Source organism: Variovorax sp. RCC_210 (genome assembly GCF_041355175.1).
In the GTDB taxonomy this organism is placed as follows: Bacteria; Pseudomonadota; Gammaproteobacteria; order Burkholderiales; family Burkholderiaceae_C; genus Variovorax.
In genome coordinates this window covers 125,764-141,658 of record NZ_JBFUPJ010000021.1, presented here as the reverse complement: position 1 = coordinate 141,658, position 15,895 = coordinate 125,764, and the positions used below count along the sequence as shown (strand labels likewise).

The window sequence follows — 15,895 nt, the reverse complement described above, 5'->3', positions numbered from 1 at the left end:
GCCGCAGCTGTTTGAGCGAAGCGAGTTCTGCGGACCCCCCTCTACGTCGAGCACCGCAGGTTGCCCGTAGCGAAGCGGAGGGACGCAGACAGCAGGGTCGCCTTTTCTTTGGCTACTTTCTTTTGGCGAAGCAAAAGAAAGTAGATCGCCAGCCGGGGCGAGACCCGGCCCCGGAAAACAACCCAACACACAAAGCCTCAACCCAACACCCACATCACAGTCCCCAACGGCGGCAAGCTCACGGAAACAGACTCCGCCTTTCCATGCCAAGGCACCGAAGACGTAGACACAACCCCGTTGCCAACCCCGCTCCCCCCATAGACGGAAGCGTCCGTATTGAGAATCTCCCGATACGCCCCGGCACAAGGAACCCCCAGCCGATACCCATGCCGAGGCACAGGCGTGAAGTTGCAGACCACGACGACAAAAGAGCCGTCCCGTGCCCGACGCACAAAAGCAAACACCGACTGTTCCGAATCGTCATGCACGATCCACTCGAACCCGGCCCCGTCGTTGTCCAGCTCGTGCAGCGCCGGAAAGTGCCGGTACACGTTGTTCAAGTCCCGCACCAGCCGCCGCACCCCCTGGTGCGACGCATGTTCCAGCAGGTGCCAGTCCAGCGCGCGGTCGGCGTTCCACTCGGCGTACTGCGCAAACTCTCCGCCCATGAAGAGCAGCTTCTTCCCCGGATACGCCCACAGGTAGCCGTACAGGTTGCGCAGCCCCGCGAACTTCTGCCATTCGTCGCCGGGCATGCGCCCGATCATCGAACCCTTGCCGTGCACCACCTCGTCGTGCGACAGCGGCAGCACGAAGTTCTCGGTGTGGGCGTACATCAGCCCGAAAGTGATCTGCTGGTGATGGTGCTTGCGGTACAGCGGGTCGGTGCCGGCGTAGGCCAGGGTGTCGTTCATCCACCCCATGTTCCATTTGTAGTGGAAGCCCAGCCCGCCGTCTTCCGGCGGCCGGGTCACGCCGGGGAAGCTGGTCGATTCCTCGGCCAGGGTGATGGCGCCGGGCCGCTCGACGCCCACCACGCGGTTCATGCGCCGCAGGAAGTCGATGGCCTCCAGGTTCTCGCGCCCGCCCAGCACGTTGGGCACCCACTCGCCGGCCTTGCGGCTGTAGTCGCGGTAGAGCATCGAGGCCACCGCGTCCACGCGCAGGCCGTCCACGCCGTAGCGCTCCAGCCAGTACAGCGCATTGCCGACCAGGTAGTTGCGCACTTCGGTGCGCGCGTAGTTGAAGATCAGCGTCTGCCAGTCGTTGTGAAAGCCCTCGCGCGGGTCGGCGTACTCGTAAAGCGGCGTGCCGTCGAAGTTGCCCAGGCCGTGCGCGTCTGTCGGAAAGTGGGCGGGCACCCAGTCGAGGATCACGCCCAGGCCCGCCGCGTGCGCGGCCTCCACGAAGTGCCTGAAGTCGCCGGGCGTGCCGAAGCGCGAGGTCGGCGCGTACAGGCCGATCGGCTGGTAACCCCACGACCCGTCGAAGGGGTGCTCGCTGATCGGCAGCAGCTCGATGTGCGTGAAGCCCAGGTCGCGCACGTAGGGCACCAGGGTGTCGGCCAGCTCGCGGTAGTCCAGCCACTCGTGGCCGTTCTTGCGGCGCCACGAACCCAGGTGCACCTCGTAGATGCTGAGGGGGGCGTGGCGCTCGTTGGCTTCGGCGCGGCCCTCGGGCATCTTCACGGGGGCGGGCAGGGGCTGCACCACGCAGGCGGTGTCGGGGCGCAGCTGCGCCGAGAAGGCGAACGGGTCGGCCTTGCGCAGCACGTCGCCGTGCGCCGAAAGAATCTCGAACTCGTAGCTGTCGCCCACGGTCACGTGCGGCGCGAAGATTTCCCACACGCCGCACTCGCGGCGCAGCCGCATCGCGTGGCGCCGGCCGTCCCAGTTGTTGAAGTTGCCGACCACCGACACGCGCCGCGCGTTCGGCGCCCACACCGCAAAGGCCACGCCCTTCACGCCGTCCATCTCGCGCAGGTGCGCGCCCAGCCGCTCCCAGGGCCGCAGGTGCGTGCCCTCGGCCAGCAGCCACACGTCGGTCTCGCCGAGCACGAAAGGAAAGCGGTAGGGGTCTTCGAGGCGCGAGGTGTGCGAGTCCCAGTCGACCTGGAACGAATAGCCCATGCGGGCCTCGGCCGCGGGCACGAGGCCGCTGAACAGGTCCGACTCTTCGTGGCGCGTGAGGATGGCCAGCGGCCAGCCGGTGCGCGAGTGCACCACGGCCACGCGCTGCGCGCCGGGCAGCAGGGCGCGCACGACCAGGCCTTCGGGTGTCTCGTGCGGCCCCAGCACGGCGAAGGGGTCGCCGTGCTCGGCGCGCATCAGCGCATGGACTTCGGATTCGGGCAGCGGCTTCAGGGGCATGGTGGTCAGTCGGTTCCCGCGCCGGTGGCTTCACCGGCAGGCGCGCCGATGAAGACGCCGTACGGCGACAGCGCCAGCATGCGCCTGTCACCCGTGCCCTGCACGACGGCGGTGGCCGACAGCGGTTGTCCGACAAGGGGCAACACGCCTTCGGGCAGCGGCATCGACACCGGCTCGCCCGAAAAATTGAACACGGCCTGCAGCGAATGGCGCCCGCTGCGCCGCTCGAAGTGCAGCAGCGGCGCGGGCGCGTCGAAGAAGGTGATGGCGCCGTTGCGCAGCAGCGGCTGCGTGCGGCGCCAGTGCAGCAGCGCACGGCTGAAGGCGAGCATCGAACCGGGGTCGTCGGCCTGCTGCTCGACGGCCAGCGGCAGGTGCGCGCCGTGCACCGGCAGCCAGGGCGTGCCGGAGGTGAAGCCGCCGTGGGGCGACTCGGCGGTCCACGCCAGCGGGGTGCGGCAGCCGTCGCGGCCCTTGAACTCGGGCCAGAAGGCGCGGCCGTAGGGGTCTTGCAGCAGCTCGAAGGGCACCTCGGCCTCGGGCAGGCCCAGCTCCTCGCCCTGGTAGATGCTGGCGCTGCCGCGCAGCGTGAGCAGCAGCGCCAGCCAGAGCCGGTCGCGCCGGGTGTCGGGCGGGCCGCCGCCGCTCCAGCGGGTGGCCACGCGCGGCACGTCGTGGTTGGACACCGCCCAGCAGCCCCAGCCGCCGGTGGGTGCCAGCGCGTGGTCGAGCGCCTCGACCTGGTGGCGCAGGTGCGCCGGGCTGTGCTCGGCCGTCAGCAGGCTGAAGCTGTAGGCCAGGTGCAGGCGCTTGCCCAGCTCGGTGTACTGCGCCATCACGGGCGGTGCGTTTTCGTCGCCGACCTCGCCCAGCGCCACCGCGCCGTAGCCGTCGAGCAGGCGGCGCAGGCTTTCGAGAAACGCCAGGTTCTCGGTCTGGCTCTTGTCGTACAGGTGCTGCTGCATCGCGTAGGGGTTGTCCGCGCGCACGGTGCTGACCTCGTCGATGGAGGCCAGCGTGGCCGGCGGGTTGTCGCGCAGCAGCGCGTCGTGGAACTGGTGGTTGCAGGCGTCGAAGCGAAAGCCGTCCACGCCGCGCTCGCACCAGAAGCGCACCTCGCCCAGCAGGGCCTGCTGCACCTCAGCGCTGTGGAAGTTCAGGTCGGGCTGCTCGGCCAGGAAGCTGTGCAGGTAGTACTGGCGCCGGCGCGAGTCCCATTGCCAGGCCGAGCCGCCGAACACCGACAGCCAGTTGGTCGGCGGGGTGCCGTCGGGCCGGGGGTCGGCCCACACGTACCAGTCGGCCTTGGGGTTGTCGCGGCTGCTGCGGCTCTCGGTGAACCAGGCATGCTGGTCGGAGGTGTGCGAGAGCACCTGGTCGATGATGAGCTTCAGCCCCAGCGCATGCATGCGCGCGAGCATGGCGTCGAAGTCGGCCAGCGTGCCGAACAGCGGGTCGACCGCCCGGTAGTCGGACACGTCGTAGCCGAAGTCCTTCATGGGGGAGCGGAAGAAGGGGGAGACCCAGATGCCATCGACGCCCAGGCGGGCCACGTGCTCGAGCCGGGACGTGATGCCGGGCAGGTCGCCGATGCCGTCGCCGTTGCTGTCCATGAAACTGCGGGGATAGATCTGGTAGATCACCGCGCCGCGCCACCAATCGCTGCTTTTTCCGTCGATTTCGCCGTCGCGTTCGCTGCTGTCGCTGTTGCTGCCCATGCCGGTCCCTGTGGTCGAAAAACATTGTGGCATGCGAAATCCGGGCCACGGGCGCGGTCTTGCGTGCCGAAAAAGCCGCGCCCGGGCAGGCGCGGCCGGTGCAACACGCAGGTTACGTGCCCCCCGGCCGGCGTTTGCGGCCCGGGGCTTTCTCCCGGGCGCGATAATCCCGCGTTCCCGGCCGCCTTGCGCCGGGCTCTTGCCGAGCCGACATGAACCCCAGCTACAAACCCAGCGACGTCGAGTCCGCTGCCCAGGCGCAATGGAGCGCCGCCGATGCCTACCGCGTCACCGAAGACGCGAGCCGCAAGAAGTACTACGCCTGCTCGATGCTGCCGTACCCCAGCGGCAAGCTGCACATGGGCCACGTGCGCAACTACACCATCAACGACATGCTCACGCGCTACCTGCGCATGAGCGGCTACAACGTGCTGATGCCCATGGGCTGGGACGCGTTCGGCCTGCCGGCCGAGAACGCCGCCCTGAAAAATGGCGTGCCCCCGGCCAAGTGGACCTATGAGAACATCGCCTACATGAAGGGCCAGCTCCAGGCCATGGGCCTGGCCATCGACTGGAGCCGCGAGATCGCCACCTGCGACCCGAGCTACTACAAGTGGAACCAGTGGCTGTTCCTGAAGATGCTCGAAAAGGGCATTGCCTACCGCAAGACCCAGGTCGTGAACTGGGACCCGGTCGACCAGACCGTGCTGGCCAACGAACAGGTGATCGACGGCAAGGGCTGGCGCACCGGCGCCACGGTCGAGCGCCGTGAAATCCCGGGCTACTACCTGAAGATCAGCGACTACGCCGAAGAACTGCTCGAGCACACCCAGCACAAGCTGCCGGGCTGGCCCGAGCGCGTGAAGCTGATGCAGGAGAACTGGATCGGCAAGAGCGAAGGCCTGCGCTTCGCCTTCACCCACGACATCAAGGACGCGGGCGGCAAGCCGATCCAGGACGGCCGGATGTACGTGTTCACCACGCGCGCCGACACCATCATGGGTGTGACGTTCTGCGCCGTGGCGCCCGAGCACCCGCTGGCCGCGCACGCCGCCACGCTCGACCCGAAGGTCGCGGCCTTCATCGAGGAATGCAAGAACGGCGGCACCACCGAGGCCGAGCTCGCCACGCAGGAGAAAAAGGGCGTGCCCACCGGCCTCACGGTGACGCACCCGATCACCGACGAGCAGGTGCCTGTGTGGGTCGGCAACTACGTGCTGATCGGCTACGGCGACGGTGCCGTCATGGGCGTGCCCGCGCACGACGAGCGCGACTTCGCCTTCGCCAACAAGTACGGCATCGAGATCATCCAGGTGGTGCTGGTGGACGACGAGCCGCACTTCGACTATCACAAGTGGCAGGACTGGTACGGCGACAAGCAGCGCGGCGTCACCATCAATTCCGACAACTTCAGCGGCATGACCTACAAGGAGGCCGTGGCCGCCGTGGCGCATGCCCTGGGCCAGAAGGGCCTGGGCGAGCTGCAGACCACCTGGCGCCTGCGCGACTGGGGCGTGAGCCGCCAGCGCTACTGGGGCACGCCGATCCCGATCATCCATTGCGAAGAGCACGGCGCGGTGCCGGTCCCCGAGAAGGACCTGCCCGTGGTGCTGCCCACCGACTGCGTGCCCGACGGTTCCGGCAACCCGCTGAACAAGCACGAAGGCTTCCACGCCGGCGTGGTGTGCCCCGTGTGCGGCAAGGCCGCGCGGCGCGAGACCGACACGATGGACACCTTCGTCGATTCGTCGTGGTACTTCATGCGCTACTGCGACCCGAAGAACGACCAGGCCATGGTCGCTGAGGGCGCCGACTACTGGATGCCGATGGACCAGTACATCGGCGGCATCGAGCATGCGATCCTGCATTTGCTGTACGCGCGCTTCTGGACCAAGGTGATGCGCGACCTGGGCCTGGTGAAGGCCGACGAGCCCTTCAGCAAGCTGCTCACGCAGGGCATGGTGCTCAACCACATCTTCTACAAGCGCAACGAGAAGGGCGGCAAGGACTACTTCCCGCCCACCGAGGTGACGGCCGTGCTCGACGCGCAGGGCCGCATCACGGGCGGCACCACCGCCGACGGCACCCGGGTCGAGTACGGCGGCGTGGGCAAGATGGGCAAGAGCGAGCGCAACGGTGTCGACCCGCAGGACCTGATCGAGAAGTACGGCGCCGACACCGCGCGCCTGTACACCATGTTCACCGCGCCGCCCGAAGCCACGCTCGAGTGGAACGACGCGGCCGTCGAAGGCAGCTACCGCTTCCTGCGCCGCGTGTGGAACTTCGGTGCCGCGCAGGCCGAGGTGGCGCCTGTCGCGCTGTCCGGCCAGACCTTCGGCAAGGGCGCCCAGGCGCTGCGCCGCGAGGTCCACACCGTGCTGCGCCAGGTCGACTACGACTACCAGCGCATGCAATACAACACCGTGGTGTCGGGCGCGATGAAGCTGCTCAACGCGCTCGAGGGCTTCAAGCCCGACGGCAGCAAGGGCGACGCGGCCGCGCTGCGCGAGGGCTTCGGCATCCTGCTGCGCTGCATGTACCCGGCCACGCCGCACATCGCACAGCAGCTGTGGAACGAGCTCGGCTACGACAAGGACCTGGGCGGCCTGCTGGACGCGGCCTGGCCCACGGTCGACGTCGGCGCGCTGGTGCAGGACGAGATCGAGCTGATGCTGCAGGTCAACGGCAAGCTGCGCGGCAAGCTGCTGGTGCCGGCCGGCGCCTCCAAGGACGAGATCGAGAAGCTGGCGCTCGCCTGCGACGACTTCGTCGCCTTCGCCGAGGGCGCGCCGCCCAAGCGCGTGATCGTGGTTCCCGGCCGCCTGGTCAACGTGGTTCTCTGACGAACGACTCAAGCATGAACACTCGCACTGTCTCGCAGCCGCGCCGCGGCTTTCTCCTGGGCTTGGTGGCGGCAGGCGCCTCGCTGGGCCTGGCCGGTTGCGGCTTCGAGCTGCGCAAGGCGCCGGTCTTCGCGTTCAAGACGCTGTCGGTGTCGGGCAACTCGGCCATGATCAACCAGATCCGGCGCGAGCTGCGAGCCACCGGCACGGTGACGGTGATGACGCCGGAGCCCGTCGTGGCAGGCAGCCCGCCCGTCATCTCGACCGCCGATGCGGTGCTTGAAATTCTGAGCGAGAACCGCAACCGCTTCGTCATCTCCACCAACTCGGCCGGCCTGGTGCGCGAGCTGCAGCTGCAACTGAGCGTGCGCTTCCGCCTGCGCACGCCGGGCGGCAAGGACCTGCTGCCCGCCACCGAGGTCTCGCAGACGCGCGACCTGAGCTTCAACGAAACCAATGCGCTGGCCAAGGAAGGCGAAGCCGACCTGCTGTTCCGCGACATGCAGTCGGACATTGCGCAGCAGCTGATGCGCCGGCTGGCCGCCGTCAAGGAACTCTGAGGCCGCGCGCCCGGGTCATTTCAATTCCATGCAACTTGCCAGCGCCCAGCTCGCAGCCCACCTGCAGAAGGGGCTGAAGCCGCTCTACACCATCCACGGCGACGAGCCGCTGCTCGCGCAGGAAGCGGCCGACGCCATTCGCGCGGCGGCGCGCACGCAGGGCTACACCGAGCGCAGCTCGTACACCGTGGCCGGCGCGCACTTCGACTGGAGCGCGGTGCTGGCCGCGGGCGGCTCGCTGTCTCTGTTCGCCGACAAGCAGATCGTCGAGATCCGCATTCCCTCGGGCAAGCCCGGCAAGGACGGCAGCGCCGCGCTGCAGCAGATGGCCGAGGCCGCGCCCGGCAACGACAGCACGCTCACGCTGGTGATGTTGCCGCGGCTGGACAAGGCCACGCGCACCGGCGCCTGGTTCTCCGCGCTGGAGAACAACGGCGCGAGCATCCAGGTCGAGCCCATCGAGCGCAACGCGCTGCCGCAATGGATCGCCCAGCGCCTGGGCCAGCAAGGCCAGCGCGTGATGGCCGGCGACGAAGGCCAGCGCACGCTGCAGTTCTTCGCCGACCGCGTCGAGGGCAACCTGCTGGCCGCGCACCAGGAAATCCAGAAGCTGGCGCTGCTGCATCCGGCCGGCGAGCTGAGTTGGGAGCAGGTGGAAGGCGCGGTCAACAACGTGGCGCGCTACGACGTGTTCAAGCTGTCGGAGGCGGTGCTGGCCGGCAACCCGCAGCGCGTGGCGCGCATGCTCGACGGCCTGCAGGCCGAGGGCGAGGCCGAGGTGCTGGTGCACTACACCATCGCCGAGGACATTCGCGCGCTCAAGCGCGTGAAGGACGCCATGGCATCGGGCCGGCCGCTGCCGATGGCGCTGCGCGAAAACCGCATCTGGGGCCCGCGCGAGCGCGCCTTCGAGCGCGTGCTGCCGCGGCTGGACGACCGCATGCTGGCCCGGCTGCTGCGCGCCGCGCACCTGGTGGACGGCATCGTGAAGGGGCTGAAGCAGCCCGACTGGCCCGCGAGCGGCTGGCAGTCGCTGCAGCGGCTGGCGCTGATGCTGTGCCGCGCATGCAGCAGCGCGGCGGCGGCACCGCGGCGCGGCTGAGCGAAGGCCGGCGCCGCGAGCGCGCGAGCCATCGAAAAGCCTGTGTCATCCGGGCCACAGGTCGGCGTGGGAAAATAGCGGCATGAACGCGTTCAACGTCAGCGAGCACATGCAGACCCTCGGTCTGCAAGCCAAAGCCGCTGCATTCCTCATGGCCCGTGCGGATGCAGCTACCAAAAACAGAGCATTGAAGGTCTTGGCCCGGCGCCTGCGCGAAGCCGGCCCGGGGTTGGCGATCGCCAACGAGAAAGACCTGGCCCGCGCCACCGCCGCCGGCCTCTCGGCCCCGATGGTCGACCGCCTGAAGCTCACGCCCAAGGTCATCGAGACCGTCGCCCTGGGCTGCGAGCAGCTCGCCGGCATGGCCGACGTCATCGGCGAGATCATCGGCATGAAGCAGCAGCCCAGCGGCATTCGCGTGGGCCAGATGCGCGTGCCCATCGGCGTGTTCGGCATGATCTACGAGAGCCGCCCCAACGTGACCATCGAGGCCGCGAGCCTGGCCATCAAGAGCGGCAACGCGGCCATCCTGCGCGGCGGCTCGGAGGCCATCGAGTCGAACAAGGCGCTGGCGCTGCTGGTGTCCGAGTCGCTGGCCGAGGCCGGCCTGCCGGTGGAAGCGGTGCAGCTGGTGCAGACCACCGACCGCGAAGCCGTCGGCCAGCTCATCGCCATGCCCGAATTCGTCGACGTGATCATTCCGCGCGGCGGCAAGGGCCTGATCGAGCGCATCAGCCGCGACGCCAAGGTGCCCGTCATCAAGCACCTGGACGGCAACTGCCACGTGTACGTGGACGACACGGCCGAGTTCGACATGGCGCTGCGAATCGTCGACAACGCCAAGACCCAGAAGTACAGCCCCTGCAACGCCGCCGAAGGCCTGCTGGTGTCGGCCGCGGTGGCCGAAGACTTCCTGCCCGAGATCGCCGCCGTGTTCGCGGCCAAGGGCGTGGAGATGCGCTGCGACCCGGCGGCCGCGGCCATCCTACGCGCTGAAGGGGCCGAAGGAAGCGTTGGCGCGCAGGCCAGGATCGTCGATGCCGTGGAGTCCGACTGGTCCGAGGAATACCTCGCCGCCGTGATCAGCATCAAGGTGGTGTCGGGCGTGGACGAAGCCATTGCCCACATCAACCGCTATTCGAGCCACCACACCGACGCCATCGTCACGCGCGACCACGTGCACGCCCAGCGCTTCCTGCGCGAGGTCGACTCGGCCAGCGTCATGGTCAATGCGAGCACACGCTTCGCGGACGGCTTCGAGTTCGGGCTGGGTGCAGAAATCGGCATCAGCACGGACAAGTTCCACGCCCGCGGCCCGGTGGGCATCGAAGGCCTGACCTCGCTCAAGTACGTGGTGCTCGGGCAGGGCGAGGTCCGGACTTGATGCGCCTTCGCGCCGTCTTGTCATTGGGGCGGCCATCCCCAAATCCTACAATTCCGCTCCACCTTTAAGCACAAAACCAACAAGGCCGCCGCATGGTTCCGCATCTCGTCACCGCCCTGACCGGCCCGATCAATGAACTGGAGCAGCGGGTGCTCGACTCGATGCCCGCCATCGAGCGCTGGTTCCGGCTCGAGTGGATGGAGCACACGCCGCCGTTCTACAGCGCCGTGGACATCCGCAACGCCGGCTTCAAGCTGGCGCCGGTGGACACCAGCCTGTTTCCCGGCGGCTGGAACAACCTCACCAAGGAGATGCTGCCGCTGGCCGTGCAGGCCGCGCAGGCTGCCATCGAGAAGATCTGTCCGGAGGCGCGCAACCTGCTCGTCATTCCGGAAAATCATTCGAAGAACACCTTTTATCTCGCCAACGTCGCGCAACTGGTCCGCATCTTCCACATGGCGGGGCTCAACGTGCGTATCGGGTCCATCGACCCGGCCATCAAGTCGCCCAAGAAAATCGAACTGCCCAACGGCGACACCGTCACGCTGGAGCCGGTGGTGCGCACCAAGCGTCGGCTGGGTCTGAAGAACTTCGATCCCTGCACAATTCTGCTCAACAACGAGCTTTCCGCGGGAACGCCCGGCATCCTCGAAGACCTGCACGAGCAATACCTGCTGCCGCCGCTGCATGCGGGCTGGTCGGTGCGCCGCAAGAGCAACCACCTGCACAGCTACGAAGAGCTTTCCAAGCGCTTCGGCAAGCTACTGGGCATCGACCCCTGGCTCATCAACCCGATCTATGCGCGCGCCGAAGGCGTGGACGTGGCCGAAGGCCGCGGCATCGACGTGCTGACCAGCCACGTGGACGCGGTGCTCACCAAGGTGCGGCGCAAGTACAAGGAATACGGCATCAACGAGAAGCCGTTCGTGGTCGTCAAGGGCGGCCACAGCGGCAGCGGCAGCCCGGGCGTGGTGACGGTGCGCGATGCGAAAGAAGTCGAGTCGCTCATCGGCAAGTCGCGCACCAGCACCTCTTCGGCCGCCAAGACGCCCGCCGGGCGCGACCTGCGCGAGCCCACCGAGCTGATCGTGCAGGAAGGCGTGCTCACCAACGAGCGCGTGCACAACGGCGTGGCCGAGCCGGTCGTCTACATGATGGACCGCTACGTGGTGGGCGGCTTCTACCGCGTGCACGCCGAGCAGGCGCCCGACGAGAACCTCAAGCTGCCGGGCGCGAGCTTCGTGCCGCTGGCCTTCTCCGAAAGCACGCACCTGCCGCAGCCCGGCGCCAAGCCGGGTGCCAGCGCGCCGAACCGCTTCTACATGTACGGCGTGGTCGGCCGGCTGGCCATGGTGGCGGCCAGCTACGAGATGGAAGCGACCGACCCGGACGCCGAAATATACGAATGAAGCTCTAAATCTGGAGGGGCTCGGCTTGCACCGTGCGCAAGCAACGGCAAAATAGCGGCCCCACAGCAACGGAAACAAAAGGGCGGGAGGGGTGATGCGGGCGCGCGGACAGATGTTCGCCCTTGTCGCACCCCGGCGTGTCTGACGCGTCGAAACCTGTTGCCTGCCCTTTTCCCATCGACCTCGTGTCAGCCCCCAAATCTCTCTCCGCCGGCCTGATCGTCGGCGCCATCGGCGTCGTCTATGGCGACATCGGCACCAGCGTGCTGTATGCCGTCAAGGAAGTGTTCGGCCACGGCCACGTGCCGTTCACCGTGGAGAACGTCTACGGCATCCTGTCGATGTTCTTCTGGACGCTGACAGTCATCGTCTCCATCAAGTACGTGGTGCTGGTGCTGCGGGCCGACAACGAGGGAGAAGGCGGCCTGGTCGCCATGCTCGCGCTGGCGTCCCGGGCGGTGGCCGACAAGCCCCGGCTGCGCCACGTGCTGCTGGTGGTCGGCATCTTCGGCACCTCGCTTTTCTATGGCGACGGGGTCATCACGCCGGCCATTTCGGTGCTGTCGGCGGTCGAAGGCCTGGAGGTGGTGTCGCCGCACTTCTCGCACTATGTGATCCCGCTCACGCTGGTCGTGCTGTTCTGCCTGTTCGTGGTGCAGAAGCGCGGCACGGCGGGCATCGGCAAGTTCTTCGGGCCGGTCACGCTGGTGTGGTTCCTGGCCATTGCCGTGCTGGGCGTGTCGCAGATCCTGCACCACCCCGAGATCCTGAAGGCGCTGAACCCGTTCTATGCGCTGAAGTTCATCTGGGACAACCCCGGCACCAGCTTCATCCTGCTGGGCGCCACCGTGCTGTGCGTGACCGGCGCCGAGGCGCTGTACGCCGACCTCGGCCACTTCGGCAAGCGCCCGATCCGCCTGGCGTGGTTCTCGGTGGTGATGCCCGCCCTGACGCTGAACTACTTCGGCCAGGGCGCGCTGCTGCTGGAGAACCCCGAGGCGGTGAAGAACCCGTTCTTCATGATGGCGCCCGAGTGGGCGCTGATCCCGCTGGTGCTGCTGGCCACGCTGGCCACGGTGATCGCCTCGCAGGCGCTCATCACCGGCGCCTTCAGCGTCACGCGCCAGGTCATCCAGCTGGGCTATCTGCCGCGCCTGAACATCGAGCACACCAGCGTGCGCACGGCCGGGCAAATCTACATTCCGCTGGTCAACTGGGGCCTGTTCGTGGCCATCGTGCTGGCAGTGGTCATGTTCCGCTCGTCGAGCAGCCTGGCCGCGGCCTACGGCATTGCCGTGACCACCGACATGCTCATCACCACGGTGCTGACCTTCTTCGTGATCCGCTATGCGTGGAAGCTGCCGCTTGCGCTGTGCATCGGCTCCACGGCCATCTTCTTCTTCGTCGACTTCATGTTCTTCGCCTCGAACCTGCTCAAGCTGTTCGAAGGCGGCTGGTTCCCGCTGATGATCGGCGGCTTCGTCTTCACGCTGATGATCACGTGGAAGGAAGGCCGGCGCCTGATGGGCGAGGCGCAGCATGCGGACGCGATCGACCTCAAGTCCTTTCTAGGCTCGGTGTTTGTGAGCCCACCGGTGCGGGTGGAAGGCACGGCGGTGTTTCTCACGGCCGAGCCCGGCACCGTGCCCAACGCGCTGCTGCACAACCTGAAGCACAACAAGGTGCTCCACGAGCAGAACATGTTCGTCACCGTGCGCAACCACGAGGTGCCCTGGATCCCGATGGACAAGCGCATCGAGATCGACGCGCTGGGCAACCACTGCTGGCAGGTGATCGTGCACTACGGCTTCAAGAACGACATCGACCTGCCGCGCGCGCTCGACAACGCGCGCCTGCGCGGCTGCCAGCTCGAGCCGATGACGACCAGCTACTTTCTCTCGCGCGACGTGGTGATCCCCACGCTGGGCAGCGGCATGGCGCCGTGGCGCGAGAAGCTGTTCGCGCAGATGCACCACAACGCGAGCGGCGCGGCCGCCTTCCTGGGGCTGCCGAACAACGCGGTGGTGGAGCTGGGCTCGAAGATCGAGATCTGAGGGGCTCGGGCTTCGGCGGGGCTCGGCCTAGCCCAACCCCAGCATCTGCCCCAGGCTGCGCTGCACCACCGGCCGCTCCAGCACCACGTTTGCCTCCAGCACCAGCAGGTGCGCTTCCATCAGCCGCACGGCCGCGTCCGCGTCGCCGCGCGCGATGGCATCGACCACCGCCGCATGCTCGCCGTGCTCGCACGCCGCATGGCCGGGCGGCTCGTACAGCGCCACGATCAGCGAGCAGCGCGACATCAACTCCGTGAGGTAGCGCTCCAATATCGGGTTGCGCGCCAGCCGCGCCACGCGCAGGTGGAACGCGCTGGCCAGCCGCGCCCATTCGGGCTGCGTGTGGCGGTGCATGGCTGCGTGCTCTTGCTGCAGGTGCAGCCGCAATTCGGCCAGCTCGGCCTGGGTCGCGTGGTGCACGGCCAGGCGCACCAGCGCGGCCTCGAGCGCGCGGCGCGCCTCGAAGATCTGCCGTGTTTCTTCCAGCGAGGGCTTCGCGACGATGGCGCCGCGGTTGGGCCGCAGCCGCACGATGTGGTCGTGCGCCAGCCGCTGCAGCACCTTGCGCACCAGCGCGCGGCTCACGCCGAACAGCTCGCACAGCGCGGCCTCGGGCAGCTTGGTGCCGGGTGCCAGGCGCTGGTGGGTCACGCCTTCGAACACCGCGCGGTAGATGCGCGCCTCGATGTCTTCGCCGACCGGGGCAGGCGCAGGCGCAGGCCCGGGCTCCGGCGCTGTTCGCGCAGCGAGCCCGGCGGCTGCTTCGCTCACTCGAACTCTCCGGGCCGGTCGCCGGCCAGTTGCGTCATGTGGGCCGCGATGGCGCCCGGCGTGGTGAACCAGATGTCGCCGCGGTCGCGCGCCTGGGCCAGGTGCGCGAGCGCCGTGCGCAGGTGCCGCAGCCGGTACGGCTGGCCCACGATGTAAGGGTGCAGCGCCAGGCCCATCACCAGCGGCTGGCTGCGCGACTGCAGCAGCATCTCCTCGAAGTTGTCGACCACCATCGCGCTGAAGTCCTTCGCGTCCATCAGGCGGCCGACGATCATCGGGATGTCGTTGAGCTCCTGCGGATACGGCACCGACCACAGCGCGCCGCCGCCGCGCGTGCGCATGCGGATCGGCTGGTCGTCGTGGCACCAGTTCAGCGTGTAGGCGTAGCCCGTCTCGGCCAGCAGGTCGGGCGTGAGGGCGCTTTCGGAAATCCACGGCGACAGCCAGCCCGAAGGCGCCTGGCCGCTCTCGCGCACCATGCGCTCGCGGCAGCGCTGCAGCAGCGCGCGCTCGTGCGTTTCGTCGAGCACGCCCTGCCGCTCGGCGTTGCTGTGGCCGTGGCCGATCAGCTCGTCGCCGCGCGCCACCAGCGCCTGCACCAGCTCCGGGCAGTGGTCGTACAGCGCCGTGTTGATGAGCGCGCCGGTCGGCAGCGCGAGCGCATCGAACAGTTCCAGGCAGCGCCACGCGCCCACCCGGTTGCCGTACTCGCGCCAGCCATGGTTGAGCACGTCGGGCTGCGGCGAGGCCGGGCCGATGCACGCGCCCAGCCCGTCGCCAAACGCGAAATGCTCCACGTTGAAGCCGATGTACACCGCCAGCCGCGCGCCGTTGGGCCACACGTGGTCGGGCCGCCGCGTGATGGGCCGGTAGTCGAAGCGGTCGTGCGTGGGGAGGCGGTCGGGCCAGCGGGTGCTCATGCGCCGCGCCTCACAGCACTGCGAGGCCGGCGCGCACCAGCAGCCATTCGGCGCTGTCGTTCCACACGTCCATCTGCACGATGAGCCCATGGCTCACCACGTAGCGATCGACGTAGCGGTTGTCCTCGAACGCGGTGCCGTCGGGCCAGGCGCCGTAGAGCGTGCCCAGGCTGTAGACCACCGTGGCCTCGGGCGTGCCGCCAGCCACGGTTTCGGTGCGCTCGATCTTCTTCTTCACCCAGGCGTAGCGCCTGGCGTTGAAGGCCGAGGTGTCGCCGGGCGCCTGCATCGGGCGGTTGCCGGTGAAGCGGATGCGGATGCCGGGCGCGGTGTAGCGCGAGGCCGACTCGGGGTCGGGAATCATCACCAGGCGAAGGAACTCGTCGACGACGGCGGCGGGGTCGAGGGTGTGGGGTTCGGGGGAGGTGGGCGAGGTCATGAGGGCTCCGAAGGGGTGGGCCATGGCGGTGCATGGCGGGACGCAACGGAGCGATTTCTGCAAGTCCTGTGCCTGGGTTGTCGACATTTGGTGGGAGAAATTGTCGACAAAGTGATCGGGCGGGCATCGATTCGGAGCGCTGTGCGTGTCGGCCTGCATGCGGGTTGCAGTGCGTGGCACCGGCGCTTGGCGCGTTCACGTGTGTGCCACGTTGCTTTTTAGCGCGTTGCAGTGCGACAAGTTTGTCGCTTTCATCAATTTTAAAAGTCACATTGGTTTAACAAATTCATATTTGCAAACGAATATTAAATAATTATTCTGAGATG

At 67.8% G+C, this 15,895-nt stretch carries 11 protein-coding genes; 6 read left to right on the top strand and 5 right to left on the bottom strand.

Translation table 11 applies throughout. The annotated features are described in order from the left end of the window. Window positions 1-197: 197 nt before the first annotated feature. Window positions 198-2,369: a 1,4-alpha-glucan branching protein GlgB gene (glgB, locus tag AB6807_RS36490; protein WP_371088391.1), complete on the bottom strand. Its 2,172-nt coding sequence runs from the start codon at window positions 2,367-2,369 to the stop codon at window positions 198-200. 5 nt (window positions 2,370-2,374) lie between these two features. Next, a complete protein-coding gene (locus tag AB6807_RS36485) occupies window positions 2,375-4,087 on the bottom strand; it encodes an alpha-amylase family glycosyl hydrolase (RefSeq protein WP_371088390.1) in 1,713 nt (570 codons plus the stop codon). A 212-nt stretch (window positions 4,088-4,299) separates the two neighbouring features. On the opposite strand from AB6807_RS36485, the gene leuS reads away from it, so the two are divergent. The 6 genes from leuS to AB6807_RS36455 all read left to right on the top strand — a co-directional run bounded on the left by leuS (window position 4,300) and on the right by AB6807_RS36455 (window position 13,439). Next, window positions 4,300-6,930: a leucine--tRNA ligase gene (leuS, locus tag AB6807_RS36480; RefSeq protein WP_371088389.1), complete on the top strand. Its 2,631-nt coding sequence runs from the start codon at window positions 4,300-4,302 to the stop codon at window positions 6,928-6,930. Window positions 6,931-6,944: 14 nt separating this feature from the next. Beyond that, entirely contained in the window at window positions 6,945-7,490 is a 546-nt protein-coding gene (gene lptE / locus AB6807_RS36475) for an LPS assembly lipoprotein LptE (RefSeq protein ID WP_371088388.1), read from the top strand. 28 nt (window positions 7,491-7,518) lie between these two features. After that, window positions 7,519-8,592 carry a DNA polymerase III subunit delta gene (holA, locus tag AB6807_RS36470; RefSeq protein WP_116912450.1) on the top strand — a complete coding sequence of 358 codons (1,074 nt, stop codon included), beginning with the start codon at window positions 7,519-7,521 and terminating at the stop codon, window positions 8,590-8,592. 82 nt (window positions 8,593-8,674) lie between these two features. Beyond that, window positions 8,675-9,976, top strand: coding sequence for a glutamate-5-semialdehyde dehydrogenase (locus AB6807_RS36465; protein WP_116912449.1), 1,302 nt, complete (start codon window positions 8,675-8,677; stop codon window positions 9,974-9,976). Window positions 9,977-10,068: 92 nt separating this feature from the next. Beyond that, window positions 10,069-11,385: a glutamate--cysteine ligase gene (gshA, locus tag AB6807_RS36460; protein WP_286517127.1), complete on the top strand. Its 1,317-nt coding sequence runs from the start codon at window positions 10,069-10,071 to the stop codon at window positions 11,383-11,385. Window positions 11,386-11,570: 185 nt separating this feature from the next. Continuing rightward, the gene (locus AB6807_RS36455) at window positions 11,571-13,439 is read left to right on the top strand and encodes a potassium transporter Kup (RefSeq protein WP_116912447.1); all 1,869 of its coding nucleotides are present in this window, start codon (window positions 11,571-11,573) and stop codon (window positions 13,437-13,439) included. 27 nt (window positions 13,440-13,466) lie between these two features. Here AB6807_RS36455 and AB6807_RS36450 read toward each other — a convergent pair whose 3' ends face one another. From AB6807_RS36450 to AB6807_RS36440, 3 genes are read right to left on the bottom strand one after another with little or no spacing between them, the layout of a single operon-like run. Continuing rightward, the gene (locus AB6807_RS36450; protein ID WP_371088387.1) at window positions 13,467-14,210 is read right to left on the bottom strand and encodes a GntR family transcriptional regulator; all 744 of its coding nucleotides are present in this window, start codon (window positions 14,208-14,210) and stop codon (window positions 13,467-13,469) included. After that, on the bottom strand, window positions 14,207-15,130 hold the full coding sequence (locus tag AB6807_RS36445; RefSeq protein WP_371088386.1) for a polysaccharide deacetylase family protein: 924 nt from the start codon (window positions 15,128-15,130) through the stop codon (window positions 14,207-14,209). Before AB6807_RS36445 ends, AB6807_RS36450 begins: the two co-directional genes overlap by 4 nt. 10 nt (window positions 15,131-15,140) lie before the next feature. Beyond that, the gene (locus AB6807_RS36440) at window positions 15,141-15,569 is read right to left on the bottom strand and encodes a nuclear transport factor 2 family protein (protein ID WP_371088385.1); all 429 of its coding nucleotides are present in this window, start codon (window positions 15,567-15,569) and stop codon (window positions 15,141-15,143) included. Window positions 15,570-15,895 lie beyond the last annotated feature (326 nt).